Source organism: Paenibacillus sp. S29 (assembly GCF_049319765.1).
Taxonomy (GTDB): Bacteria; Bacillota; Bacilli; order Paenibacillales; family Paenibacillaceae; genus Paenibacillus; species Paenibacillus polymyxa_B.
Genome location: NZ_JBMOUI010000008.1, coordinates 205,864 through 231,001 on the forward strand (window position 1 = coordinate 205,864; position 25,138 = coordinate 231,001).

The 25,138-nt window shown below is 43.1% G+C and carries 20 protein-coding genes and 1 pseudogene; 3 read left to right on the forward strand and 18 right to left on the reverse strand.

The window, feature by feature from the left end:
* Window positions 1-282 precede the first annotated feature (282 nt).
* The 9 genes from ACL9RM_RS15830 to ACL9RM_RS15870 form a co-directional block, all read right to left on the reverse strand.
* Entirely contained in the window at window positions 283-594 is a 312-nt protein-coding gene (locus tag ACL9RM_RS15830) for an SDR family NAD(P)-dependent oxidoreductase (protein ID WP_235309795.1), read from the reverse strand.
* A gap of 238 nt (window positions 595-832) precedes the next feature.
* A complete protein-coding gene (locus ACL9RM_RS15835; protein ID WP_268820040.1) occupies window positions 833-955 on the reverse strand; it encodes a hypothetical protein in 123 nt (40 codons plus the stop codon).
* 134 nt (window positions 956-1,089) lie between these two features.
* On the reverse strand, window positions 1,090-5,091 hold the full coding sequence (locus ACL9RM_RS15840) for a GH32 C-terminal domain-containing protein (protein ID WP_250268399.1): 4,002 nt from the start codon (window positions 5,089-5,091) through the stop codon (window positions 1,090-1,092).
* A gap of 190 nt (window positions 5,092-5,281) precedes the next feature.
* On the reverse strand, window positions 5,282-7,555 hold the full coding sequence (locus tag ACL9RM_RS15845) for a GH32 C-terminal domain-containing protein (protein ID WP_250268397.1): 2,274 nt from the start codon (window positions 7,553-7,555) through the stop codon (window positions 5,282-5,284).
* Complete coding sequence (locus ACL9RM_RS15850; protein ID WP_250268396.1) at window positions 7,552-10,020, reverse strand: PfkB family carbohydrate kinase; 2,469 nt, start codon at window positions 10,018-10,020, stop codon at window positions 7,552-7,554. Before ACL9RM_RS15850 ends, ACL9RM_RS15845 begins: the two co-directional genes overlap by 4 nt.
* Before the next feature lie 25 nt (window positions 10,021-10,045).
* Entirely contained in the window at window positions 10,046-11,671 is a 1,626-nt protein-coding gene (locus ACL9RM_RS15855) for an ABC transporter substrate-binding protein (protein ID WP_250268394.1), read from the reverse strand.
* A 125-nt stretch (window positions 11,672-11,796) separates the two neighbouring features.
* Window positions 11,797-12,693 (reverse strand): carbohydrate ABC transporter permease, encoded by an 897-nt coding sequence (locus ACL9RM_RS15860; RefSeq protein WP_250268392.1) that lies wholly within the window; start codon window positions 12,691-12,693, stop codon window positions 11,797-11,799.
* Between the two features lie 13 nt (window positions 12,694-12,706).
* Window positions 12,707-13,660: an ABC transporter permease gene (locus tag ACL9RM_RS15865; RefSeq protein WP_235309800.1), complete on the reverse strand. Its 954-nt coding sequence runs from the start codon at window positions 13,658-13,660 to the stop codon at window positions 12,707-12,709.
* Between the two features lie 303 nt (window positions 13,661-13,963).
* Complete coding sequence (locus tag ACL9RM_RS15870) at window positions 13,964-14,932, reverse strand: LacI family DNA-binding transcriptional regulator (protein ID WP_250268390.1); 969 nt, start codon at window positions 14,930-14,932, stop codon at window positions 13,964-13,966.
* A 549-nt stretch (window positions 14,933-15,481) separates the two neighbouring features.
* On the opposite strand from ACL9RM_RS15870, the pseudogene ACL9RM_RS15875 reads away from it, so the two are divergent.
* Window positions 15,482-15,808 (forward strand): annotated as a pseudogene (locus ACL9RM_RS15875) (Tn3 family transposase); the annotation flags it as partial.
* Between the two features lie 289 nt (window positions 15,809-16,097).
* Here ACL9RM_RS15875 and ACL9RM_RS15880 read toward each other — a convergent pair.
* Window positions 16,098-17,219 (reverse strand): NADH-dependent flavin oxidoreductase, encoded by a 1,122-nt coding sequence (locus tag ACL9RM_RS15880; RefSeq protein ID WP_250268388.1) that lies wholly within the window; start codon window positions 17,217-17,219, stop codon window positions 16,098-16,100.
* Between the two features lie 181 nt (window positions 17,220-17,400).
* Here ACL9RM_RS15880 and ACL9RM_RS15885 point away from each other — a divergent pair, with 181 nt between their 5' ends.
* Complete coding sequence (locus ACL9RM_RS15885; protein WP_235309805.1) at window positions 17,401-17,817, forward strand: MerR family transcriptional regulator; 417 nt, start codon at window positions 17,401-17,403, stop codon at window positions 17,815-17,817.
* A gap of 359 nt (window positions 17,818-18,176) precedes the next feature.
* Here ACL9RM_RS15885 and ACL9RM_RS15890 read toward each other — a convergent pair whose 3' ends face one another.
* From ACL9RM_RS15890 to ACL9RM_RS15910, 5 genes are all read right to left on the reverse strand, one after another.
* Complete coding sequence (locus ACL9RM_RS15890) at window positions 18,177-18,602, reverse strand: MarR family winged helix-turn-helix transcriptional regulator (RefSeq protein WP_250268386.1); 426 nt, start codon at window positions 18,600-18,602, stop codon at window positions 18,177-18,179.
* A gap of 131 nt (window positions 18,603-18,733) precedes the next feature.
* Entirely contained in the window at window positions 18,734-19,462 is a 729-nt protein-coding gene (gene nfsA / locus ACL9RM_RS15895; protein ID WP_250268384.1) for an oxygen-insensitive NADPH nitroreductase, read from the reverse strand.
* Between the two features lie 111 nt (window positions 19,463-19,573).
* Complete coding sequence (locus tag ACL9RM_RS15900; protein WP_250268382.1) at window positions 19,574-19,852, reverse strand: SDR family oxidoreductase; 279 nt, start codon at window positions 19,850-19,852, stop codon at window positions 19,574-19,576.
* The gene (locus ACL9RM_RS15905; protein ID WP_250268921.1) at window positions 19,827-20,792 is read right to left on the reverse strand and encodes an NAD(P)H-dependent flavin oxidoreductase; all 966 of its coding nucleotides are present in this window, start codon (window positions 20,790-20,792) and stop codon (window positions 19,827-19,829) included. Before ACL9RM_RS15905 ends, ACL9RM_RS15900 begins: the two co-directional genes overlap by 26 nt.
* 38 nt (window positions 20,793-20,830) lie before the next feature.
* On the reverse strand, window positions 20,831-21,958 hold the full coding sequence (locus ACL9RM_RS15910) for an NtaA/DmoA family FMN-dependent monooxygenase (RefSeq protein ID WP_250268380.1): 1,128 nt from the start codon (window positions 21,956-21,958) through the stop codon (window positions 20,831-20,833).
* A 484-nt stretch (window positions 21,959-22,442) separates the two neighbouring features.
* Between ACL9RM_RS15910 and ACL9RM_RS15915 the strand changes: the two genes are divergently transcribed.
* The gene (locus ACL9RM_RS15915) at window positions 22,443-22,787 is read left to right on the forward strand and encodes a winged helix-turn-helix transcriptional regulator (RefSeq protein ID WP_323873159.1); all 345 of its coding nucleotides are present in this window, start codon (window positions 22,443-22,445) and stop codon (window positions 22,785-22,787) included.
* Window positions 22,788-22,856: 69 nt separating this feature from the next.
* On the opposite strand, the gene ACL9RM_RS15920 is transcribed toward ACL9RM_RS15915, so the two are convergent.
* The 3 genes from ACL9RM_RS15920 to ACL9RM_RS15930 all read right to left on the reverse strand — a co-directional run bounded on the left by ACL9RM_RS15920 (window position 22,857) and on the right by ACL9RM_RS15930 (window position 25,099).
* Window positions 22,857-23,150, reverse strand: coding sequence for a hypothetical protein (locus tag ACL9RM_RS15920; protein ID WP_165176773.1), 294 nt, complete (start codon window positions 23,148-23,150; stop codon window positions 22,857-22,859).
* 372 nt (window positions 23,151-23,522) lie between these two features.
* The gene (locus ACL9RM_RS15925; RefSeq protein ID WP_250268378.1) at window positions 23,523-24,440 is read right to left on the reverse strand and encodes a hypothetical protein; all 918 of its coding nucleotides are present in this window, start codon (window positions 24,438-24,440) and stop codon (window positions 23,523-23,525) included.
* A gap of 188 nt (window positions 24,441-24,628) precedes the next feature.
* Window positions 24,629-25,099 carry a hypothetical protein gene (locus tag ACL9RM_RS15930; protein WP_061828408.1) on the reverse strand — a complete coding sequence of 157 codons (471 nt, stop codon included), beginning with the start codon at window positions 25,097-25,099 and terminating at the stop codon, window positions 24,629-24,631.
* Window positions 25,100-25,138 lie beyond the last annotated feature (39 nt).

A 25,138-nucleotide genomic window follows, 5' to 3' on the forward strand; every position in this document is an offset into this window, starting at 1 on the left:
TTCCACCAATTGCGAACCGTGCTTGTTCTGCGGGCAACTGTTCCGCAATTTCTTCCTGCGGTGCATCTGGTTGAATTTTGACATGAACGAGAAAACGCATGTTTCACTCCTCCTAATATGTTAATATACTGTATAATCCAAATCTCATTTATTATAGTTTCACACGATCAATACCAATACTTTCACTACAAGCATCGAGTAGGGTATTTTTATTGAAATAAATGTGGGTACAGGGAAGGAACTCCTCCGGCAAGACCCTGCTGTACCTCCCGACTTGTAGCATCAGTCAACAATCTCGTAGAGGTCGGCTTCAATCCCATCGATTGCGGTTCTAGAGATGTCCTTTGGAGATGATTTAGGCGCATGGATGCCAGCTGTCATGTCCGTGTCCATAAACGCTACATGCAATCCGGCACCCCTAACGTTCTTAGCAGCTAATTCTAAGCGTAATGCTTTTGTTACTCCCCATTGAGCAGATTTTGCAGCTGAATATGCCCCTCCTTCGTCTATATTGATCCAAGATAATACGGATAGGATATTCAGAATCGAACCCCCTCCATTCTTCTCAATCACTGGTGCGAACGTGCGAATCATTGAAAGTGTACCAGAAACATGAGTGTCGAATTACAAATGAATATCATCCAGCTCACCTGTGAGCAGAGAAGCACCCGTTGCTGAACCAGCGTTGTTAATTAGAAGGGTAACATCCACTGCGATCTCTGCTGCAGCTACCACAGATTTCGGAGCAGTAATATGAGTTGTAGTGGAATAGCACCAGGCAGATCGACTGATTCTGGGTTCCTCGCACCAGCGTATACTTTAGCTCCTCTTGCTAAAGTTCAAGAGCTAGATGTTTGCCTAAACCTCGATTTGAACCGCTGACAATAGCAACTTGTTTTGAAATATCCATTTTGCTACACCGAATCATTAAATTAAATACATTTTTATCTCCCATCCAAATAAAATTGGTTCAGCTTCGTTTTACAAGTACCTGCCGTTCTCCTTTGCCATTTCGAATGACAAGCTGCTCTGACTATTCGGTTTGCCTGGAGTGACTGCAGGACTCACGGGTGTTCTGTATTGACAAGGTCAGTTGTTGGTCTTCTTCTTTACCTGAACAGGTACGTTGAAATCATCGACGTTAATATGTCCAAACCCGCCTTTGGAGTGGTCAACCACTTTAATGTAAAGCTCCTCGCCGATATAATCCGACGCATCCCAAATCTTTCGTTGATATTCTTCATAATTGGTCGCTGTCTCTTTAAATAACTCTTTGCCGTCCGACGCCCGAACCAGCGCAACATACAGACGATCTATATCCCGGCCGCCGCTGATAAGGAAGTTGATCTTACCGTTCCCACCAAGGACGAAATTTTGAGATCTTAGCGCTCCGGTTAAGCTGTCGCCGCCGGCTTGCTCGTTGAAGCCCCACAAATGGTAGCCGCCCGGAATTTTATGCGACGGGTTGAAGTAAATGTTGTCCCAGAAGAACTGGGTATTGGTCACATGGACATTCTGGAAGGCGTCTCCTTCCGTCATCCATCCTGTTAAGTCGCTCGTAGCAAAATCATGGTTAGGCAACTCTGTAATATCCTTATACACAGAATTATCCCACTTATCGGGTACATAGACCGGAGCAGCCGGTTTACCCGTTAAGGCATTCATATCCCATACTTGCATGGATTTGATATTGATATCGCCATCGGCCCAGATCTGTAAGCCTAAGGAGTCGTATCTGCCTACATAGACACGAGTTGTCAGCTTCTTCTTGTAATTTGCAAAGGATTCAATGACCGAGCGATCGAGAAAGATATGGAGTTTCAAGTTCTCTCCTTCAAGATCTACATATCCTCCTTGAATGCCGTCCACACGCACATCCGGATCAATGCTGCTCTTGGTTCGATCCACATTAAACGTCCCGTTCTTCTTGTCGTAGTAAATGAGCGTCTCTTCTTGGCCTTTTTCCGAGCGGCGTACCTTGAGACCGAATTTCTGGGCCTCACGCGGATCAATCTCCATCACAATCTCTAGCATGTCGCCTTTGACATTTTGGATCAATTGATTGGCGCTCTCCAAATTTTTGTCCGAAAAATCAACCCATTTTTTCCCTCGAAGGCTCTGCAGTTCTTTAATCGGTTCGATATGCAATTTATCATGCTTATCGAGGCTTAGGGAAACCGGCAAAGATAAATTATGAGCCCATCCAGATTGATATTCGGCTTGCGGTGTTCTTACATTTTGCACCATGGAAAATACGACCGTTCTTCCGTCGGGTGTGACCAGACCGCTCTCTGCGGTTAAATAGCCGTCACCTACATCCATTTTGGAGGGTGCCTCCGAATCAGGAATAAATTTAAAGTTATCCCGGTCCCAGGTCCCGATCCAGTAAAAGACCTCAACATCTCTTTGCACATCGTTCGCTGGAGGAACATGCTCCGGCTTTTCATGGGGATTAATCATGAAAATATATTTTTTCTTGCCCGTACTATCTGTGCCTAACGGCAATAACACTGGTAGCTCCCATACCGTACCCAACTCCGGATAACGGCTTCTGTCACTAACGTATAACGGCCCCTTATATTCCCAATTGTACATATCATCGGATACATACACCAAAGCTGTGCCGCTGCTGAAGTCTGGAAGACCAGATGTCACTAACTGATACCACTTGTCCACCTCTTTGTCGTACCATACAAACGGATCGCGGAACTCGTTGTGGATGCCTTTTCCGTTCTGCTCCGTTACCGGTTTAGGATATTTCACCCATTTTTCCAAATAGGGATCGGACAAATCCGCCGGAGATGCCAACCCTGTTCTTTGGTTCGGCGACAAGGAGTCGTTGCCAGCGGTATAGAACAGAACAGGATTGCCGTTTCGATCATACGCTGCACTGCCTGACCACGTGCCGTCCGGATCTAGGGTGCCCGCTTCGGGCGCAAGAGCAGGTCTTACATTTTCCCAGTTCACCATATCGTCACTCACCCAATGCCCCCAGTGGATTTGATGCCAGAATGGACCTTGCGGGTTATGTTGATAAAATAAATGGTATTTGCCGTTATAGTAAATCGGTGCATGTGCTTCATTCATCCAGTTTTGCGGAGGCATCGCGTGGTACTGGGGACGGTGCTGATCTCCGTCAAACACACTGGGATTCTCATCAATGTCCGCATTCGGAATTTTCGGAATTGAACCTCCATGAAGCGCCTTCACGCTCTCATATCCAGCAAGTATCTCCTGGTTCGTAAGGGCTTTATTATGCAGCTTCACTTCATCTAGGAGTCCGCTGAACATATTGAAGGAGAACAACCCTGCCAACTCTACAGGTTTATTATTTTTCCCGATGATCAGGCTTTTGGTAGATGGTGTGATCGGAACGTTGACGGGGGTTGCTTGGGAAGCCACTTCCTCACCGTTTAGATATAACTTAATCTTTCCATCTTCTTTACTGAAAGTAGCGGCCACATAATTCCACTTGTATTTTTCCAACGGGTGATCCTTAACCCATACCTGAATCCACTGGCCGCCAATTCCTACCTGCATCGACCATGTACCGTGCCGATACATTCCAAGAGAAAAGCCCTCTGCTTTATCCTGATCGGATTGGTTTACGATCGCAGACAGCTTGTTTCCGTCTCCCCATTCATAGCTCCGCGGTGCAACCCAAGCTTCGATGGTTAACGCGTCGCTTATAGGCACAGTATCCTTTGCATTGACCTCAATATAATTCGAGTATCCATCAAACAACAAGGCACCGCCTTTTATTCCACGCGGAGTCCATCTTGGATCCTTCGATGCCATATACCTGGCGTTGTTAAATACATAGTTCACATCATGCTTAAGATTGCGTACATTCTCCAACACTTTCTTTCCTGCGCCTTCATCAAGGTTTAAGTAGAAAATGGTACCCACACCACTTGCTTGGAACCCATCAACGGCAATGCTGGCTTCATTGGAATGATCGATGACCTTTACATAAAGCTTCTTGTTGTAGTGTTCCTGTACTTTCCATGAGATTTTCTCGTTCGAGCTGACATCCCCGGTTTTCATAAGCAACGTGTTGCTGTTCGCATCGTAAAGTGCGACATATGCGTTTTCCGGTTTGAGGATATCCAAAATAGTGAAGTTAATTGTTCCGGTTCCCTGAAGCGTGAAAGTATTAGAGGTGATGAAGCCCTTACCTTGCACGGAGGATTTGGCATAGAAGTTCCCTTCTTTGCTCGCATGAGCTTCATCGGTCACTTCAAAAGCATCTCCCTCAACCGTCCAGCCATCGAGATTTCCAGTTTCAAAGCTTGGATTATCGATTTCATAGCGTTTGAAATCTGGCTTGATATCCGTCGCAACCATTCCTTCAGCTGGCTCCGATTCATGGTACACGGAGAATGCGTCCGCAAAAATGATTCCCCAATCCGAGGTTGCATTATCGACGACCTCCACATACAGTTTCTTGCCCAATTGTGTGGAAAGATCCGCCTTGTATTGCACCATATTGGCAAGCCGCATGCCCTGCGCAGGATCCGGGAAGCCAACGTCGGCGAATGCGCTATTTCCGTATCGGGCAATAACTTGTCCCGTATCGACTTCCACAATATTTATAAATACCTTGTCTGGGTTCTTCGCACCGCCAAGCTTGAAGCTGATCCAGCCGCTTCCGCCCAGCTCGAAAGTGCTGGAACGAAGTACACCTGTCGCAGATTCGTCATACTTCCAGCCGTTTAAATGATAAGCGCCTTCCTGGTTATACGGTATTTTTTCCGCCCACCAAGTCGTTTCGTCTGTCACGCTATTCGGACCGAACGCATTGCCTTTGACAACGGTCCATCCCGTCAAATCTCCTGTTTCAAATCCAGGATTCCGGATTTGATAGACCGAATCCGTAACTGACAATCCCACGTCATTCTTAGGAATATTCTTGATTTGATAAACCGCATTCGTAACCGACGAGCCTACGTCATTTTTAGGAATGAGCGTGTTCCCAGCAACAGTTCTAGATTCAGCTACTGCGGAGATTCCTGGAACAACAAGCTGGAGCACCATAGCCCATATAAGCATTCCCGATATCCAATATTTTCTTATTTTTACCTTTTTCATTCTAGATCCTCCTTCGAAATTTCTTGCACTTTCAAACATCGATACTTCATTTCGAAATGCTCTCCTAGTACAAAGATGAAAGTCAAGAAGAAAGGAGAAAATATATGAAACGTTTCCAATTAGAGAAAAGCGAAGTTACTTGATCATTTGCTGCATGACCCCATTCGTATGGAGCGCCTAAGCAATCGTCTTACCAAATGGACTGCATATCCCATATATCCAAGGATTTAACAAACGGTTCTCCATCTCCCCAAATCTCGAGTCCCAAAGCATCCATACGGCTCGGATATACCCGGGTTGTCAGGCTTTTCAATCCGTTTGCATAGGCTTCGACCATGGAGCGGTCCAAATAAATATGAAGCTTCAGATTCTCCCCAAGTAGCTCCAGCTTACCGCCCTGAATCCCTCTGCACTTTTCTCCCGGATGCAGTGTCGTTTTCGACCGGTCGACCATGAGCATCGCTTGATTCCAATCATAATACAGCAGAGTTTCTTCCTCCCCGTCCGGCGTACAACGGACCTTGATTCCAAATTGTTTGGCGCTGCCGGGCTCCAATTCCAATTGAATCTCAAGCATGTCACCATGAACATCCCTGAGCTGTACATTAGTTTCAGCCAATGACTGGTCCCGAAGCGATAGCCGCTTGGCGCCACGTAGCGATTGAAGCTCCTGAATCGGCTCTATTCCCAGACGTCCGTCATCCCTCAAATACACGCTTAACGGCAAGCCGCCGTTATGAGCCCAGCCCGACTTATATTCCATCTCGGACGTCCGGTCGCCTTGGGCTATCGTAAAGACGATATTTCTGCCGGTCTTCGGATCAACCATTCCGCTCGGTCCGGTAAAATGGAAATCCCCGAGGTCAATCAATTGAGGCTCTTCTTGATCAGGGATGAACGAAAGATTTTGCTTGTCAAGTTGCCCGATCCAATAGAACACCTCGACATCCGCTCCCTTCCCCACAGGGCTGACAAGCAGGAGATGTTTGTTCACCCCCTGCTTGTCACTGCCAAGGGGAAGAAGCACAGGGAGCTCCCAGATGGGTCCAAGGTAAGGAAACTTCTGAATATCTGCTTTAAAAAACGGCCCTTTATACGTCCAATTCAGCATATCCTGTGACGCAAATGCCAGTGCTGCTCCACCTTCGATACCGGACCCGACCAGAGCATACCAGCCGTCATCGTCCTTCCATACGAATGGATCTCGGAAATCCCCAAATGCGCCCATTCCCTTCTTCTGCACGATCAACGGCTCTGGATGTTTGACCCACTGAACCAGATCCGGGTTTCCGTCAAGGGTATAAGTGCTTCGGGCAAGCGCTACGCTCTGATTCGGAGAAGCGCTGTCATTACCTGCCGTAAAGAACAAGACAGGAAGTCCGTCAGCATCATAGGTTGCGCTTCCCGACCAGATCCCGTCCGGTGCGAGCTGATCCTTTTCGGGCGCCAGGGCCACGGGTAGATCACGCCAATGCACCAAATCCTGACTTACCCAATGTCCCCAATGGATCTGATGAAAGAACGGCCCCTGCGGGTTATGCTGATAGAACAAATGATATTGCCCGTCAAAATAGATCGGTGCATGGGGTTCGTTCATCCAATGGGCTGGCGGGCTAACATGATATTGCGGTCTGTGCCGATCAAGTAGCAGTGGCGTTCGGTCCAGCTTGATCTCGTCATAGTTTAATTGAGGCCGGTTACCTTCATGAAAGGTATCCAGCACATGCCGATAAGAAGCGGCCACTTCTTCCGCGCTCAGCGCCCGATTATAAATCTTGAGTTCATCAATGATACCGCTAAACATGTGCAGGCTGAACACTTCCGCCAGCAGGCTGCTATGGTTATTCTTGCCGATAAGAAGATCCGTGTCCGTCGCCTCAGCCAGGCGGGAACCACGAGGCACGGCTGCTGAAGCGATTTCACTGCCGTTCAAATACAGCTTGATTTCCCCTTGGTTCCCATCGAACACAGCATTCACGTATGACCATTCATTCTTGGACAGTTCATGGCCGTCTGGCGACCAAAGTTCCTTCCAGTCCCCTCCTTCCAGCCCGACTTGGAAGGACCAGGAACCGTGACGGAACATGCCAAGCAGATAACCTTGCTTGCGATCCAGGTTGTAGCGGTTCACGATGGCGGACAATTTGCCATCATCCCCCCATTCATAGGAGCGTGGGACTACCCATACTCCAATGCTTAGCGCTGATCGATACTCTGGCTCGGTGTTCTGATTTCCCTCATCGAACGAATGCGCAATGTAAGTCGAATAACCGTCGAACAGGAGCCCATTTCCAACTACTCCCTGTCTCCACCGTGGAGGGCAAGGTTTAGTAAACTCCGCTTGGTTAAATACGTACTGGATATTATCCTTGACTTGGGATACGCTCTCCAGAGCGCTTGTACCGGTTCCTTCATTGAAGGCCCAATACATGATCAATCCCCGATTATCGGTTGCATGGCTCATACTTCAACCCTCCTTGATGCCTGCTCCGTAGGGCCATTCGGAATATGGATGGAGTTAAGAGCATGCATATGAAACGAGTTCAGTACAACTTCCCCTGTTTTCGCACTTATCTCAATACGATCCATCGGAGCATCAGGGAATATTTGATCCGTCAGTGCAACCAAACCCTCATTTGCGTACACTTCAACCGCGTTGCGATCCAGCCAGATATGCAGCTTGATCTTTCCATTCTCCGGAACCATTCTAGCACCGTGCTTGCACGCAAACGACGGGTGGAAGTCAGTCAGGCCTGATTTCGAACGGTCGATGAATAGCCATTGGCGCACAGGGTCATATCCGATAATAGTCTCACTTTGCCCAGAGGACTTCATTTTGATATGAACCTCGTCCCCGGAACGAATGTCGATATCCGCTTCAATCTCAAGCAGAACATCATTCATTTTTTGCGTAAACGGCACCGCCGGCGTAACCTTGACCTCATTCCAGCAGAGCGTTCCTTTTCGCAGCTGCTCTATTTCCCGGACAGGCATTTGAGTCAGAACTACGCCCTCGTCTCGGCTGGTCAATGATAAGACGCGAGGTAGAGTCATTGCGCCTCTCCAGGCTCCAGTAGGCGTTTGGTTGGCATATTTCCAGTTGCTCATCCATCCGATGATCACACGCCGTCCGTCTTGCTCAGCTATATCCGACCAAGTGACCCCCGCATAATTGTCCCGGCCATAATCCAGCCACAGGATATGATCGTCTGGATTGTCATTGATGAACGTATTTCCGTCGAACTCTCCGATAAAGTACTGCGTGCGTGAGCCTTCCAGACAGTTGGGATTATCCCCGATGCTTATGATAAGTACCCATTTGGAACGCCCGCTGTCATCAATCGGCAATTCAAAGAGATCAGGGCATTCCCAAACTCCGTCATGCGAGCCTTCACTCTTTCCGAATTGGCCTGACAACGACCATTCACGTAAATTGTCCGAACGATAAAACCGAACATGGTCTCCCGCGACAAGAGCCATAATCCAGCGCTCACTTGGCGAATGCCAGAACACCTTGGGGTCCCGGAAGTCAACCAGGTCATGCTCGTTGAGTATTGGATTCCCCTCATATTTGTGCCAAGTTTGGCCTTTATCACTGCTGTAAGCCAGGCTTTGCCGCTGGCGAGGTTGTCCGGTCTCCGGACAGATGTCTGCATGAGTGAAGAGCGCGATCAATCCATGGGAACCATCGAACAGTCCGCTGCTATTATTCCAGTCAACCACACAGCAACCGGAAAAAATAGCGCCATGCTCATCCGGGAACAGAGCGATAGGCATATGCTCCCAATGAACCAGGTCTTGGCTTACAGCATGACCCCAGTGCATTGGTCCCCATTGGTTACTATAAGGATGGTGCTGATAAAACAGATGATAGACTCCCTCGTAATAGACTAATCCGTTGGGATCATTCAACCAATGGGAGTGAGGTGAAAAATGAAAACCCGGCCTAAATCTATCATCATCGTGCTGTTTATTTGTCTCGATTATCTGGGTAATTTCATCTGTCGTCGGCATAGATTGAAGAGCCCCTTTCCGTGTGGTTACTAATGCACCGCCGGCATTAGCAAAAGTTAGCATACCGATGATTTGCTGTTTGGTCAGCTGATTCAAAGAAACACCGGCTTTCAGTATCTTATATAACAAGCAGCCCAGAAAAGCGTCGCCGGCTCCTGTCGTATCAATGGCCTCTACTTGAAAACCCGGCACATATCCGTCATGACCCGCTAATCGGTAATAGCAGCCTTTTTCCGCTAAAGTTACGACGATCCAGGTGATGCCGAATTGTTGTTGCAGCTCTAACGAGCCTTTTTCCACATCAGTTGTACCCGTTATAAAGTGGAGCTCATCTTCCGATATTTTCAGGATGTCGGCATACTTCATGCCCCAAATGATATTCTGTTTCGCTTCCTCTTTACTCTCCCATAAAGCAAACCGGATATTCGGATCGAATGAAAGCAGGACTCCTGCCTCTTTAGCCTTCACAACTGCCGCTCTTGTTGCCGTACGGGCCGGCTCATGGGTCATCGACACAGAACCAAAGTGCAGTGCATGGCAGTTTTCAATCCTATCAAACGGGACATCCTGCGTGCGCAAGTATGTATCCGCTCCTGGCTTCCGGTAGAAGCTGAACGATCGGTCTCCGTTGTCATCCAGATGGACAAATGCCAGCGTTGTATTGGCTTCATCTGTAAACGAAAGCGCAGACACGTCGATGCCGCCGTTCATCAAGGTATCGTGCAGCAAGGAACCGAATCGATCATCCCCAACTTTGCTAATCAATGTCGCTCTAGCTCCTAAGCGGGATAGAGCAGCTGCTACGTTAGCCGGAGCCCCTCCAGGATTACATTCAAACTGCTCGTTGCCTCTCGCGGTACGACCTGATGGCGTAAAGTCTATCAATACTTCCCCAATGGTTATTACATCAAGCACAGTTTTCTCCCCACCTATCGTTTGATTATTTATTTTTTAAATTTGCATTATATCGGTCCAGCCCTTTTTGATAGATCTCCATTAATTCGTTCAGCCCCATCTTCTCGAGTGTCTTCACATAGCTGTCCCACTTTTCATCTACCTCGCCATCGACGATGAACTTGCCTCTTTGGGTATTTACATATTTAATAAGTTCTGGCTCGATCCGATTAATTTTATCTAGTTCATCCGGTTCAAAGAAGATGCTCGGATAGTTTTCCTTTTTCATATATGGAGTGTAATATTTTTCCAAATAATCAGCACGCTTCTGAGCTCGGGGTTCCATATCAACAACTTTTCCGAAGTCATCGAAAGTAATGACGCCCGGATTTCCTGTGCCTGGAGCCACTTTTTGACGGAATTCACCTGCGGAGACTCCTTTGGGAAGCGGCAGGTTCACCAATTTTCCTTTTTCGTCCTTCTTGAATACGACATCCAACGGACCCCAGTGAATTTGAGCCGCCATGTAAGGGTCATACTGTTGATCGATCCAACGCATCGTCATTGCCGGATAACGGTTCTCCTTTGTAATCACGAAGCTACCTCGTCCCGGTCCTCCGCCGTTGTTGCGACCAATCATTTGATCTCCATTTGGGCCTTTAAGCGGGGGCAGCAGAGCATAATCCTTACTACGCTCCGGTCCGACAACTTCTTCGACTTCCCACCAAACGTAGGAGCCGAGCGTTTCATCTGGTGTTTTGCCTTTTGCTAAATACTGAGCGGCGTCCTGGGTGAACGATTCAGGGTCAATCAGCCCCTGTTTATACCAGTTATCATGAATATATTTTAATGCTTCCTTATATTGAGGTTGCGAAGCGGTAAAGATCACTTTACCTTCGCGGACAATCCGATGTTCCAAATTATCCGGAAGACCGAAAGCTCCGAATATGCCGGCAATGTCACTACACCACTGCATGTGCATAAAGCTTAATGGGATTTCATCAGCCTTGCCATTGCCGTTCGGATCCTTCGTTTTAAAGGCAATCAAAGTCTGAGTGTATTCATCCAGCGTCTGAGGTACTTTCAGGCCCAGCTTATCGAGCCAATTTTTATTGATGACGTGAAAGAAGGGGTTGGTATCGAGCTTATTCTCTTCCCACGACGGCAGTCCGTAGATATGTCCATCCGGCGCTGTGATGGCTAATTTAATGTCGGGTCGACGATCGAGAAGCGCTTTCAAGTTAGGCGCATATTTATCAATTAAATCCTCCAGCGGAATAATGGTTCCGTCTTTACCATAATTGATTAGATCGTAATCTGTGAATCCGGCTCCGTAAAATGCGTCTGGCAAATCTCCGCTGGCCAACAACAAATTTTTCTTCTCTGCAAAGTCAGTGTCTGGAATGTTTTCCCAATCAATCTTTACGTTTGTTTGTTTTTCTAGCCGCTTAAATATTTCCATTTTTGAGTAATCTGGCGCTAAAGCAGCTTTTGGGGATACCATCTTTAATGTCACCGCTTCTTTAACAATCGGAAGACCGGTTTTATTAAAATTCGCATCCTGATCCGGATTTACGATCTGATTTTTTGACTCGCCACCACCTCCCGAACATCCGCTAAGAGCAAACACTCCAGCCAGCATTAGAATTCCAGCCCTTTTGAATAATTTCATCGTACATAACCTCCTTATGACAGTCCACAAAGCTGAGTACTTCCCTTGTCCTTGTTATATATTTGTCTGAATGCTGAATCTATGGATTCTGTTGCACATTCCCCCTTTCAGGCACCATGATAATGTTAGCCTTTGATCGAGCCGATCATCACGCCTTTAACAAAGTATTTTTGCAGGAAAGGATACAAAATCAGCAACGGTAGGCTGGATACCATGATGACACCATATTTGATAAGCTCTGTAACGCGCATCTTCGCTGCGTAGGATTCCACGTCTATCATCATGCTCGAGTTGGCCTGATTCTGGACAAGAATGTTGCGAAGGACCAGTTGTAATGGATACTTGCTTTCATCATTCAAGTAAATCAAAGCGTCAAAGAAACCATTCCAGAACCCGACAACATGATACAGTACCATTACGGCTATAACGGATTTAGACAAAGGCAATACAATGCTCCAAAAAAATCTGGTATTGGAACAACCGTCAATGGAAGCTGCCTCCCACATTTCATCCGGGATGGTCGACTGAAAAAAAGTCCTTACGATAATGACATTAAACACACCTCCCGCTCCAGGAATAACAAGTGCCCAGATCGTATTCAGCATGTGAAGATCTTTGATCAGCAAATAGGTTGGGATCAGCCCTCCACTAAAAAACATGGAGATCAGTAAAAACCACATAATCGCCGATTTTCCCGCCAGTCCTTTACGAGCTAACGGGTAAGCTGCACATACGGTCACGGCTACTCCGATTAATGTTCCTAGACCCGCATATAAAATCGAGTTGGCATAACCAATCCATATAGATGAATCACTGAATATCCGCCCGTATCCATCCAGCGTAAAACCCTTTGGAAAAAACCATACTTCTCCTGAGTAGATGAGATTGGGGTCACTAAGTGAAGCAATCAGCACAAAATACAACGGGAATAATACAAGCAGCATAACTATGGTCAACATGAAGTAGTTAACAATGTCAAACCACATGTCTCCCTTGCTTTTTCTCTTTAATAATTGATTCAAAATGAACTCCCCCTTACCACAGGCTGGTTTCAGTCAACTTTTTGGCGATCCGGTTGACGGTGATTATCAGGATAATATTTACAACAGAATTAAACAGACCAATTGCCGTAGAAAAGCTGTATTGTGCCTTTTGAATCCCGATTTCATAAACATAGGTCGGAATGATATTGGAAGTGGCATAATTCAAATCGTTCTGCATAAGGAAAGCCTTTTCAAAACCGATGCCCATAATGTTACCGAGTGCGAGAATCAATAAGATGACAATCGTCGGCAAAATGCTTGGAATATCCACATGCATTACGCGCTTCCATTTGCTTGCTCCATCCATAATCGCGGCTTCATGCAATTCTGGATTGACCCCTGCCAGTGCAGCAAGGTAAATGATGGTAGCAAAACCTGTCTCTTGCCAAACCCCTGATAAAATATACAAAGGACGGAACCAACCTTCGTCGGCCAAAAACATAATGGGGTCTCCTCCGAACAAGGTGATGATGTGATTCACGATTCCGCTGTTTGGAGACAGAAAAACATTAAGCATACCGACGAGCACTACGGTAGAAATAAAGTGTGGTGCGTAAATTACAGTTTGTACAATTTTCTTGTATCTTTTGGCCAACATCTGATTCAACATAATCGCTATAATAATCGGAGCAGGGAAGCTAAACACAAGCGATAGAACACTGAGTGTAAGTGTATTCGTCATAATCGTCCAGAAGTTATAGGAATCGAAAAAATCAATAAAGTGCTTAAAGCCTACCCACTCGCTTCCCCAGATCCCCCGACTTGGTGAAAAATCCTTAAAAGCAATTTGTATTCCATACATCGGATAGTACTTAAATACGAGATAAATAATAATGATTGGCAGCAAAAACAGATACAGTTCATAGTCACGTTTGACCTGGTTCCATATTTTGCGATTTGGCTTGATCGTGGAATGATCCAACTCACTAGTTCTTGAATTCACCATTACACTCCCTTTCTTGTAAAAGGATATTTTCATTTTTGAAACGTTTCCAATTTATTATAAGAAAAACGTCAGTCGGTGATCCATACCATAAATCCACCGAATGAGTTGAAGTTTTTCCAATGTAAAAAAACTTGCCTAAGATAACGGGAGATGATACATTTGCTGATTCAACTTATTCCTTCGATCTTTTAACAGAGTAGTCTGATTGTAAAATGAAACGTTTCCAATTTTCTAAAAGAAAAGTCAAGTTTGCATATCCAGACTGTGATCCGACTTTACGAGCTAATATCTTTACAATTAAAATCATGTAGTTTCGCCTTGTCTGAAGATAACGGGGAGACGATACACTTGCTGATCTAAAGTTATACCATCGATCTTTTGATACAGTAGTCTGATTGTCAAACGTGCCATCTCCTCCACTGGTTGCCTGATTGTAGACAATATCGGATGAAAATAACGATGATCCTGAATGCCGTCGTAACCGATGACCTTTACATCCTCTGGAATACGAATCCCCTGCCTACCTGCTCTTTCTATATATTTGGCGGCAAACATATCGGTAATAGTGAAAATGCCGTCCACATCCTGATGCTTAGATAGAAATTCGCCAAAATAGGCTTCGTCATCCACAATAGGATCTGGTTTCTCGTATACAACATAGTCTACACCTAATTTTTTCGCCTCATCAATGAAACCTTTTCTTCGATTCATGGTTTCACTAAAAACGGAAGTTACACTTCCCATAAAAGCCAGTTTCTGGGCCCCTGCTTTAACAAGTTCCCTCAAAGCTAGACGGCCTCCCTCATAATTATCGGAGGTTACACAAGTGATTTTTTTGTTGAAATGCCTATCAATACTTAGAATCGGAATGTCATTGCTTACGCTATTTTCTATATCATTGTAAGTAATGCCGACAATACCAGCCACTTTATTTTGCCGTAGCATATCTAGATAATACAGTTCCTTTTCGGGCTTACCACCGCTATTACATAGCATGAGCTTAAAGCCTTCCCGATCCAACTCATCCTCAATGTAATAAGCCAGTTCAGAAAAAAAAGGATTCCAGATACTTGGAAGTAGCAAGGCTACCATCTTGGATTTCCTCATCTTAAAATTTCGAGCGACTTCATTAGGAAAATAATTGAGTTCTTGTATAGCTTTCTCCACTTTCCTTCGTGTATCTGGTTTTACAGAGCCCGAGTTATTAATAACTCGGGACACCGTGCCCACAGCAACACCAGCTATCTTAGCTACATCTCTAATACTTGGCATTTAACCCCCCCATCTCTCTTATGGGAATTATAATAGCACTAAGTTGGAAACGTTTCAATTATTTTTTGAAGCGCTTTTTTTCTGACTTTTTTCATTGCCTACCCCACATATGAATTTCGTGCCACCTGATTCAATCACACCTATTCGCTTTTTATTCTATTTTTTTACAAACTTACACAATGTACTTTTCGAAGCGACACAAACATGTAGGCAACTCTATAAAATTAGAACTTAATTATTTCAGATTAAGGTTGATGCGAACTGTAGCTTTTATTGTATTAGAAACGGCGATCAAAATGACCGCCACCGCAGTGTAAAATAGATAATCACATCTATTATTTCTTCTTCAAAAAAATAAAATCTCCTTTTAGAGACCGGTTCTTCTCTCGAGTTCTTCCGGTTTACATCAATGCAATATCCATTTACATATTTTCTGTGAAAAATGATATGAGTGTCTTGACAATCAACATGTCCTGGAAATTTTTCGACTTCCAGACTACTTCGTAATAACGCTTAAGTTCTTCCTCTGTTGGCACGTATGGTAGCTTCCGTCGATTACAGTGGATTGGTGACAACATCGATGCGCTTGATGGAGTAAACGTTGAAAAAGGTAGACTACATATTAATCGGCTTGAAAAAGATGTTCCAGAAGAGGCGAAACAATATAGCGCTGCTCTCTACGGCATGTTGCCACGGGTAAAGCTAACAGACCTACTTTTAGAAGTAGCAAGTTGGACTGGGTTTGACGAGCAATTCATTCATGCTTCAACCAATCGTCAACCTAAATCCGAAGAAAAACCGATTGTTCTGGCATCGCTCATGGCTATGGGTACCAATATAGGCTTAACAAAAATGGCTGATGCAACGCCTAGTATCTTAGAATCATTACGTCCGCTGAACCAAGGATAGCATAAAAGCCGGTTACACCCTTAACGTGTGAAAACCGGCTATTTTTGTACTCAGAATTCCTTAGCGTTGTAAATCTGCGTTTTGCTGGCGGTACCCCTTCAAGATCGAAACATTCGCAGTATGTGTGTCCGCAACAGTAAGAATTGCCCTACCGAACTACGGATGGACGGAGCACCTTAGAATTAGCAAAAGAAACCCGAAGTCTCATAAAAGACGTGGGTTTCTCGTCAATCTGAGTAGCCTTTAGGACTACTTTTTATTTCCCAATATTAAACCAACCGGGCATTGCTTGAATTACATTCCAGAGTTTTTCTGGAATATTAAGCTGGTCGAGTTTTGAAACGTTCAACTTAGAATCTACCTCGGCTTCTCGTCCATTTGCGACCATTTCAACCCAAGTAGGATTCATAATTAACGCATGCCCAATGGCAACTAGCGGCAATCCTAATTCCACAGCTTTAAGAGCATCATCCGGTGTTATTATGGAACCAGCAGCCATCACAGGTACCTTACCGTTTGCTCTTTCAAGAATTAATTCAAGCCGTGTTTTTTCATCTTGACTATCTACTGGCTTTGAAGACACATTATCTAATGAAGCATGTATATAATCCAAATTCTGTTCAACAAGAATATCGATTAATTCATACGTGTCTTTCATACGTAATCCGTCCACTTTGGAGGATTCTTCAGGTGAAAATCGGTATCCTAAAATGAATGGTTTTGTAGCATGCTTTTCAATGACATTTTTGATTTCGTTAATAATCGCCAATGGAAAACGCAAGCGATTTTCAAGTGATCCTCCCCATTGGTCCGTCCGTTGATTCGTTGCTGGCGACCAGAAGTTTTGAATTAAAAATCCATGTGCCCCATGAATTTCGACGCCATCAAATCCGGCTTCTATCGCTCGTCTTGTTGTGTCTCCAAAAGCACGTACAATCGACAAAATCTCCTCATGTGATAGTTCTCTTGTTTCTGGAGTTGAACCTAAATTAGTAATTTCGGGTTGCAATGCACTCGCACTAACTGCATCCAATTCGGGCAAAGCTTTATTGCCAGCATGAAAAATCTGTAGGATCACAGGAGAGCCTCCACTTTTCGCTGCCTCAGCTAATTTTCGTAAACTTGGAGTAAATTCATCATTGTACCCGGCGAATTCATTCGTAAAACCCTGTCCATTCGGTGTAACATGAGTACACCCTGTAATGACGAGTCCTACTCCATTCACTCTTTGTTTGTAATACTTTACTTCGTCATCCGAAATGGTAAGATCGTCATTGCTTGACCAGGTTGTCATAGGTGCCATAACAATTCTATTCTTCATTGTTATTCCACTTCTGAATGTGAAGGATTCAAATAACCTACTATATTTTTGATTCATTTCTTTAACCTCGCTATCATATTTTATTTTCTGTTTCAGTGTAATTGGTTACCGTTACAGTAGGTCAAGGATTTATTTTTATATGATTACATATAGAATTGTTGTGCTTTCATTCTCTTTATGATATATATTTAGTTACAGTAACTGTAACTAAAGGTGGGACAAGTAGATGTTGTATTCAATGACATACGTAGTGGAGAATTTAAATGTATCTGCAAAAACACTTAGGTTTTATGAAGAGCAGGGGATATTACCAAATATATCTCGTGACGAAAAAGGCCGTAGAGTTTATAACCAACAACAAATAGATTGGATTTCTTTTATTCGTTGTCTCAAAGAGACAGGAATGCCTCTTTCAAAAATCAAGGATTACAAGGAACTTTATGAATTGGGAAATAGCACCTTTTTGCAAAGAGAGGAGATGTTGATACAGCATAAATTGGAACTTCAGAAGAAAATTGACGAAAGTTTTAAACACATGGAAGAAATAAACTATAAAATTGCCATGTATGAACTTCAGAAAGAAGAGGTTATGAAAAACCCTAACTATAACTTTAAATGTCACGGTCACGGCCTGGAGATTAAGACGGTGAATTAATGTAATGTACTTGCGCTAACGGGGAACGATAGTTCAATCTCCAACTAAGACTAGGCTGCCGATCAATGTCGGCAGCCTAGCTCTGTCTTTGCACATTAACGTAAACAACCCAACAAGATAAATGTAGGTTTATTCCATACGTTTGAGACGCTGGTATTTCTCCAATCATAGCGAAATTCCCAGAACTTATATTTAACATATTTATCCATCTACTTTGCCCTTGTGACAGCGACGCTGGTACTACCCCTTCTTTGGATGATTACACATAGGGATGCAGCCAATAATAATGCACCCTTTCTCGTTGTGTTATTAAATCAGCAATGTTTAGCTTGCTAAATATATTAAAAAAGATGGAGAACTCATGATAGATTATTCTCCATTTGTTGCATTAATTGTCTTAATATCAGCCGATCTTCCGTAGAAATGGATTGAAGTAGTTTTTCCTGCTGTTGTCTCCATTTGATCTCAACCGGTGTCTCTAATTCTTTGCCTTTGTCCGTTAGGAAAATGCGCATTATCCTTGCATCTTGTTCGTCACGTTTACGATATATAAATCCGTTCTGCTCCAATGATTTAACCATGTTCGTTACCGTAGGCGGTTCGCATTTTAAGTGTTCACATAGTTGCATTTGTGTTATCCCATCACCCAACCACAGACGATACAGCAAATTATCTTGCCCTACATAAAGGTTAAGTTCCCTGAGAGATTCACTATAATTTCGACGCATTTGGGAGGAGATTCGATCTAACGACTGACGAATATCACAATCCACTTGATCTGTCATTAATTCATCATCCCTCGACTCGAATGTTATTTAGCAGGCTAACTATATCACGACGAATTTGATGTGTCAAATTAATTTATGATGAACTTCCTTCTGGTCAAAAAAGTTTCTTCCCTGCTTCATTTTTTGGCTTATCCCTGTTTGTGGAGATAGTCCATCATTTGTGGCTGAATACTTCTTTGCAGATGATCATGGATGTGGTCACTCCATCCTTTTACTTTTTTCGCTGAGAAAGGGGCCTTTACAGGTCGATTTTCATAATACTTCAACATGGTCTTATCATAAGTTGCTAATTTCAGTTTATCGAGTGTTTGATACTGGTTTTCATGTAAAACCATGGATTTAGGCAACCTTGGCTTGAGTTCAGGTTTATTTCCAGATGGACTACCAATACATAGTCCCACCAAAGGAATCACATACTTCGGTAAATTCAAAATTTCAGATAATTCATTAATGTTACTTCTCACACCACCAATAAAAACGCCACCAAGTCCAATAGATTCTGCTGCGGTTAAAGCATTTTGCGCCATAAGCCTGGCATCAAATGAACCGATTAAAAGAAATTCTATATATTCAAGTTCAACTTCAGGGGCTATTTGATGATTCCGGTGGAAATCTGAACAAAAAATCCAGAACTCTGCGGCTTCTTCAATATAAGGTTGATTAACCGAAAGTTGCATCACCTTTCTTCGAAGATCTGGATCTGTAATTCTAATAATAGAAACGGCCTGCAAAAGACTGAATGATGATGTTTGATTAGCTGCCTTAAAGATTTCTTCTCGTTGTTCTTGTGTCAGGGGTTGATTTGTATAAGAACGAATGGACGTATGATTATGAAGTAATTTAAGGGTATTATTCATATGAATATCTCCTCAATGTTATTATCATAAATAAAAGTGTTAGCAAAAATAGCAATGAGGTCTTAGTTATAGGTGGCCTCATATACTAACTCAATACAAAATTGCGTTACATTACAGACAATCCTCCATCAATTCATGATGAGCACCCGTAATATAAGAGGCTTCATCACTCGCAAGAAACAAAGCAAGGTTAGATACCTCTTGAGACTGCCCTAATCTTTTGATGGGAACTTCTTGTACCCGTTCTTCAATTTCTTTTTCACTTAGAGCTTTAGTCACAATGTTTGTTTGTATAGGTCCTGGTTGAATTAGATTTATCCGAATTTGATCAGTGGCAAACTGTAGGGAAAAAATTTTGAGATCTTCATCCGATGGTTTTAACAATTTCATCAATCACTTCTTGACACGTTAGAATGTGCTGAATACCACCGGCTGATTCGGATACACTTACGGTCCCATTAACCAGATCGCCATCTAACATTCCAATTTTGAACCCTTCTCCATAATACTTATATGCTTCTGAAGGCTTTCCTTGATTAATGAGTTCTAACGCTTTTTTGCCCGCTTCTGTAGGAATGGTTCTCAAATGTCCTACGTCTGACTTAAATTCAATAAACTCTTCACTTTTCACCTTAATGATGGCTTTTTTTGTTTCTATGCTAGCCGGATTTTCCTTAGTTACTATGAACCTTGTCCCCATGTACACACCTTCTGCACCCATAGATAGTGCTGCTTTCGCTCCCCGACCATCTATAATTCCTCCAGCAGCAATAACAGGGATTTTTACAAGTGAAGTGATTTGTGGAACAAGGGAAAGAGTGCTAATTTTATAATCACTCATATGGCCACCAGCTTCATAACCTGTAACGATGAGTGCGTCCACTCCTGATTTCTCGGCTTCTACAAGCTTCTCTACAGTTGGACTTAAGTCTCTGTACACTACCTTAAAATCTTGTTCTTTAAGCCGTTTCAGTTCACGATCGACCACATTTAGCCCAATGGCAATAACGATTTTCACCTCTTCTTTTACCAATACATCAAAAACTGCATTAGTAAATGGGTCTTCTTTAGCCCCTCCCATTGGGAAAATGTAGTTTACTGCAAATGGTTTATTCGTTAATGCTTTAACCTTGCGAATTTCCTTCGTTAGTCGATCTGCCATATCCTCTGCACTTGTTGCTTTTTCCGTTTGGCCAGCATTTGGCCCCAACACACCCATTCCACCTGCATTGGAAACTGCTGCAACAAATTCCGCAGAAGTGACCCATGTCATAGCAGCTGAAATAATAGGATACTCTATTCCCAGTAGTTCTGTAATTCGGTTTTTCATCAATGATTTCGCCTCTTGTTTAATTGATTTTTTTATTATTACTTCTTATACCTATTTTCAGGGTAAGGTAGCCCTAAATTCCCCCGAAGTGTATCCTCCTCATATTCCTTTCGAAATATGCCTTTATCTTGCAATATGGGTACAACCAATTTAATAAAGTCCTCAAATCCTGCTGGATAATCTTGTCTAATCAGCAAGACATCCATGACGCCTTCTTGATACCAATGTTCTATTTTTTCTGCAACATTCTCCGCAGCTCCCATCAATTGAGGCTTTGGCAATCTATAACCTTTAGGCATCCATGATTCGATTTCCCTTAGCTTTTCTAAGGCTTCTTTTTCCGTTTCCCCAACGATGGGGCTATGTGAAGGCATCATCAGTAGATCGTTTGGTGAACGCCCTTGATTTTGCACTTTTCTTTTAAGTTCAGTAGTGAATCTCTTAAGATATTCAAACTGATCTCCAGGAGCCATGATGACTTCGGCATGCTGTGCAGCTATATCCATGAATTCCATGGAAGTTCCGGCTTGAAAGACGACCGGTCTGCCTTGCCGGGATCGACTGATATTTAATGGTCCCTCCACTGAAAAGTAATTCCCGGTATAATGCAGCGGATGCATCTTACCAGGGTCATAGAATACTCCGCTTTTCTTGTCACGTATAAAGGCATCGTCTTCATACGAATCCCAGAGGCCTTCAACAATCTCTAAAAACTCCTTTTTCATGGGATAAAGATCTGCTTTCCTTAAATGGGACCGACTGTAATTGGCTAACCCTCCCGGATTAGAGGTGATCGCATTCCATCCTGCTCGGCCCTTGCTAATCTTGTCGAGTGAGGCTATTTGTCTAGCAACAGTAAATGGATCAGCATATGAAGTAGCTATTGTTGCGGTCAAGCCAATGGAATGAGTCACCATACTCAATGCAGACAAAATAGATACGCCCTCAAACATGCTTAGATAGTGTGGTATCATGCCAGGTCCAATATGACTTACGTCTGCTAAAAAGATGAGGTCGAACCTTCCCTGTTCAAGTTGCCTGGCTTTTTGAACGTAGTAATCAATATTTTCACTGGCATCTGCTGGAATAGCGGGGTGTCTCCATCCCGTGTGATTCCAACCAACGCCATCAATAATCCCTCCTATTTTTAACTTTCTTCCTTCCATTGTTGAATGATCTCCCTTTCATGAGGTTCTTTAAAGTTACAGTCAAAAAAGGAAAGCAGGTTATCTAATTGCTCTGGAAAATCATTTACCCCAATAATTCTCTGGACCTTAGTAAGGCCCACATGGTCCAGCCATCAGCTGCAGAAGTCCTAATGTTTTGGAGACTTTTCTTAGCATCACTTCCGTTATAGACATGAACGAAGTCTAAAATCGAAAGCTGTAGTCTATTTCCTGTATTCACTTATCAGTAACTCCTTTCTGTGTTATATTTATTTAGCTTACTAAATATAAAAACGCAATCTTAGTTACCCTATTAAACTATAAAACGAAAACAAGAACATTATCCTTTCGCATTTTAGGTTAATTAAAATTAATTGTTTTGGTTTGTTGACACAATCATAAAGTCATTATGTTCATTTGCAAAGAGGGCAATATAAATGAACATAGTACAACTTTTTGTACCTTAAGATTAGGAGTGATATCAATGAGGGTCTGTAATGAAGGATTTGATAAAGAATTTATGGATGAAAAAAGGGATATGTACGCGATAGCATTTACCCAAAATGTTCTTTCAGGACGTTGGAAATATTTTATATTATGGTATTTAAAAGGAGAAACACGCCGTTATACGGATATAAAAAAATTTCTTGGAGGTTTATCACAAGGCTCTCTCACAAAGCAGCTTAAAGAGTTGGAGAACGATGGAGTTATTAAACGTAATGTTTATCCGGAAGTTCCTCCGCGAGTAGAGTATTCATTAACAGGCAAGGGAATCAAATTACTACCGATCCTTGAGAAGATGGAGGAATTCGGTAAGGAATACGGCTAAAAACCTTAATCTGATGAAGTTTCCAAACAAGCTTATTACCGAAAATTTTTGAATCCAAAGAAAACATTTTTATTTAAGTCTTTCCATCATCTCTTCGACAATTTGAAAAAGCCAATGAACATGTTCATCATTGGGTTTATTGAACCATTTATCCCAATCTAAACCCGAATGAGGATACTGTAGGGCAGGGTATTCAACTGGATTAGTGAATGGTCTGTACTTCATCACGTTATCTTCCAGTGTTTGAAATCCTAACTCTTTAACAAATTTCTTTGTCATTGTGGACTTCCCTGCACAACAACCACCATTTAACCAATATACATGCTTTAATTGTTCCTTCAAATATTCATCATTTATTTTCATTGTAATCCTCCTCAATTTTTTAATATTGAGGGAGGTGACGGATTCTTATTGGTTTTCTGTAACTGTGAAACCACATAGTAAATCCCCCTTTCATAATCTTAATCAATCGTATTCGACATATTTTAGTTAATTCCTTCCTTCTCGTTATCCTGCCCGTTAGCGTAACAAGGCTGCCATTCAATCCACGGCAGCCTCATGGTTTAGTTTATTGAGTTGCCTCAACAAAGACCTCTTCTTTTGCTTCCCGTTTTGCGGTTTCAATCAGTGTTTAGACAATCTTTTACATATGTGAAATTTGCAACTTTCCCCTCTAAGCCTTCCTCATCCTGGTCACTTCCTCTTCCACCATGAGCTCCCTTCTAAAGGAAGTCTTTATGCATAGGTATACTCCGGTCCCAATCGTTCGATAACTCGATCCAACTGTTTGGTTAGATAAGGCGAAACGTCACCAATGCCAGCCACTGCTTCTAACAAGGGAAAGGGTTGCCCACTCCACGGGCCTCGTGGATCAAAGACTTGTCTACCGATTCGCAATCCTCCTGTTTCCTTGAAGATGTTCAATCGTTCCAATCCTTCAATAAGCAGCCCGACCGGCAGTGTTTTGTTCCTACGTCGGGACCATTCTGCCAAGAAGGACATGCCGCGTAATATATCATATTCAAAAAACCTCGGAAAGCAAGGCTTCAGCCATTCCATATCGATGACGCTTCTATTTTGTTTAGAACATACAAGACGATGCTCAATTAAATAACGTGCGCCTTCATCTAAGAAAACGACTTCCTGTTCAGTAAATTCACGGTCTGTATGCCATAAGATAGCTTCAAGCGGAGGAAGTGTTGAAACAATAGAGCTCTTTTTAGAATGAGTATAAGCTTCAGGGTCGCAGTTCAGCCCGCCATCAGGTAACTGATGCTTTAAGAGCCATTCGCGAATCCAAGGCAGTTCCTTGTCCAAATCACAGCCATACGCCATTAGAATCATATAGTATACGGCAAGTTCACAATGGCAGCAATCCATCTTCATCTTATCACTTTCACTTGTAGGATGGTCATCGGCGGATATGATGAAGGTCGGCCAGACCTGAGTTTCGAGTAAATATTTTGCTCCGACAATAGCAGACTCGGGAATTAGTTTCACCTCTCCCATTTCATAAAGAGCAGCCATATGCCACCAAGCTCCATCCCATTTTCGACGGCTGCACTCGCCGTGAGTCATCCCCAAATGGGGAGTAGATTCAAGGAACTGTATAGATTCTTTGATTGCTAAACGAATATTTTGATTTGTTTCCATCTGGGTATCTCCTTTTTGATTACCTCTACTTCATGCTTCAGTTAAGCAACGCTCATCTTGTATACCCTTCCACTCTTAAAAAATTCGATATGTTATTAACCCATCCTGCCCGTTAGCTTAACAGGCAGCCGATATTACGGCAACCTATTCTTATGAGACCATTCGTGTTGCGTTAATTATCTTAATCTCTAGGTGACCTTTAAGGCAAAATGATAAAACGCATCGCCACGAGATTGGTTCTCTACATCTTCATCCATCCACCATACCCCGTATGAATAAAAATATGTCCCTTTTTCTGTAGGAACTTGAAAACTATTTTCTTTCAATAAAACTTCTGTAAGTCTTCCTTCATAGAATTGCTCGACATGAAATTTATTCGGTTGGGGCTCATAATTCATAAGGAATTTTACAACATCACCAGGCTTTACTGGAATCGGTTCTTTTCCTTTTAAAAGTTCAACTGGACCAGCTGAATCCACACATGATGTTGTCCAGCAATATGTGCCGAGTTTTGTTTTGTACATTCGTTTATCAATCTGAATTTGAACCTTTGGTGGTTTCTCTCCCTCAAGGTCCTTGTTTTTTGGCTGAACACCCATGCAACCAACTATACATATAAGAGTTAGTGCCATAACGAATAACAAGACTGTATTCTTCATATAAACCCTCCTATCTATATTCGACCCTAATTATTCAAC

What these genes read in the sequence shown, in the direction of transcription:
- nfsA (WP_250268384.1), bottom strand. Translation starts at nt 19,462, where the DNA reads ATGAATAATACCCTTAAATTACTTCATAATCATACGTCCATTCGTTCT.
- ACL9RM_RS15925 (WP_250268378.1), bottom strand. Translation starts at nt 24,440, where the DNA reads ATGGAAACAAATCAAAATATTCGTTTAGCAATCAAAGAATCTATACAG.
- ACL9RM_RS15930 (WP_061828408.1), bottom strand. Translation starts at nt 25,099, where the DNA reads ATGAAGAATACAGTCTTGTTATTCGTTATGGCACTAACTCTTATATGT.
- ACL9RM_RS15910 (WP_250268380.1), bottom strand. Translation starts at nt 21,958, where the DNA reads ATGGAAGGAAGAAAGTTAAAAATAGGAGGGATTATTGATGGCGTTGGT.
- ACL9RM_RS15915 (WP_323873159.1), top strand. Translation starts at nt 22,443, where the DNA reads ATGAGGGTCTGTAATGAAGGATTTGATAAAGAATTTATGGATGAAAAA.
- ACL9RM_RS15865 (WP_235309800.1), bottom strand. Translation starts at nt 13,660, where the DNA reads ATGGTGAATTCAAGAACTAGTGAGTTGGATCATTCCACGATCAAGCCA.
- ACL9RM_RS15905 (WP_250268921.1), bottom strand. Translation starts at nt 20,792, where the DNA reads ATGAAAAACCGAATTACAGAACTACTGGGAATAGAGTATCCTATTATT.
- ACL9RM_RS15880 (WP_250268388.1), bottom strand. Translation starts at nt 17,219, where the DNA reads ATGAATCAAAAATATAGTAGGTTATTTGAATCCTTCACATTCAGAAGT.
- ACL9RM_RS15870 (WP_250268390.1), bottom strand. Translation starts at nt 14,932, where the DNA reads ATGCCAAGTATTAGAGATGTAGCTAAGATAGCTGGTGTTGCTGTGGGC.
- ACL9RM_RS15900 (WP_250268382.1), bottom strand. Translation starts at nt 19,852, where the DNA reads ATGAAATTGTTAAAACCATCGGATGAAGATCTCAAAATTTTTTCCCTA.
- ACL9RM_RS15920 (WP_165176773.1), bottom strand. Translation starts at nt 23,150, where the DNA reads ATGAAAATAAATGATGAATATTTGAAGGAACAATTAAAGCATGTATAT.
- ACL9RM_RS15855 (WP_250268394.1), bottom strand. Translation starts at nt 11,671, where the DNA reads ATGAAATTATTCAAAAGGGCTGGAATTCTAATGCTGGCTGGAGTGTTT.
- ACL9RM_RS15840 (WP_250268399.1), bottom strand. Translation starts at nt 5,091, where the DNA reads ATGAAAAAGGTAAAAATAAGAAAATATTGGATATCGGGAATGCTTATA.
- ACL9RM_RS15830 (WP_235309795.1), bottom strand. Translation starts at nt 594, where the DNA reads ATGATTCGCACGTTCGCACCAGTGATTGAGAAGAATGGAGGGGGTTCG.
- ACL9RM_RS15835 (WP_268820040.1), bottom strand. Translation starts at nt 955, where the DNA reads ATGGGAGATAAAAATGTATTTAATTTAATGATTCGGTGTAGCAAAATG.
- ACL9RM_RS15845 (WP_250268397.1), bottom strand. Translation starts at nt 7,555, where the DNA reads ATGAGCCATGCAACCGATAATCGGGGATTGATCATGTATTGGGCCTTC.
- ACL9RM_RS15890 (WP_250268386.1), bottom strand. Translation starts at nt 18,602, where the DNA reads ATGACAGATCAAGTGGATTGTGATATTCGTCAGTCGTTAGATCGAATC.
- ACL9RM_RS15885 (WP_235309805.1), top strand. Translation starts at nt 17,401, where the DNA reads ATGACATACGTAGTGGAGAATTTAAATGTATCTGCAAAAACACTTAGG.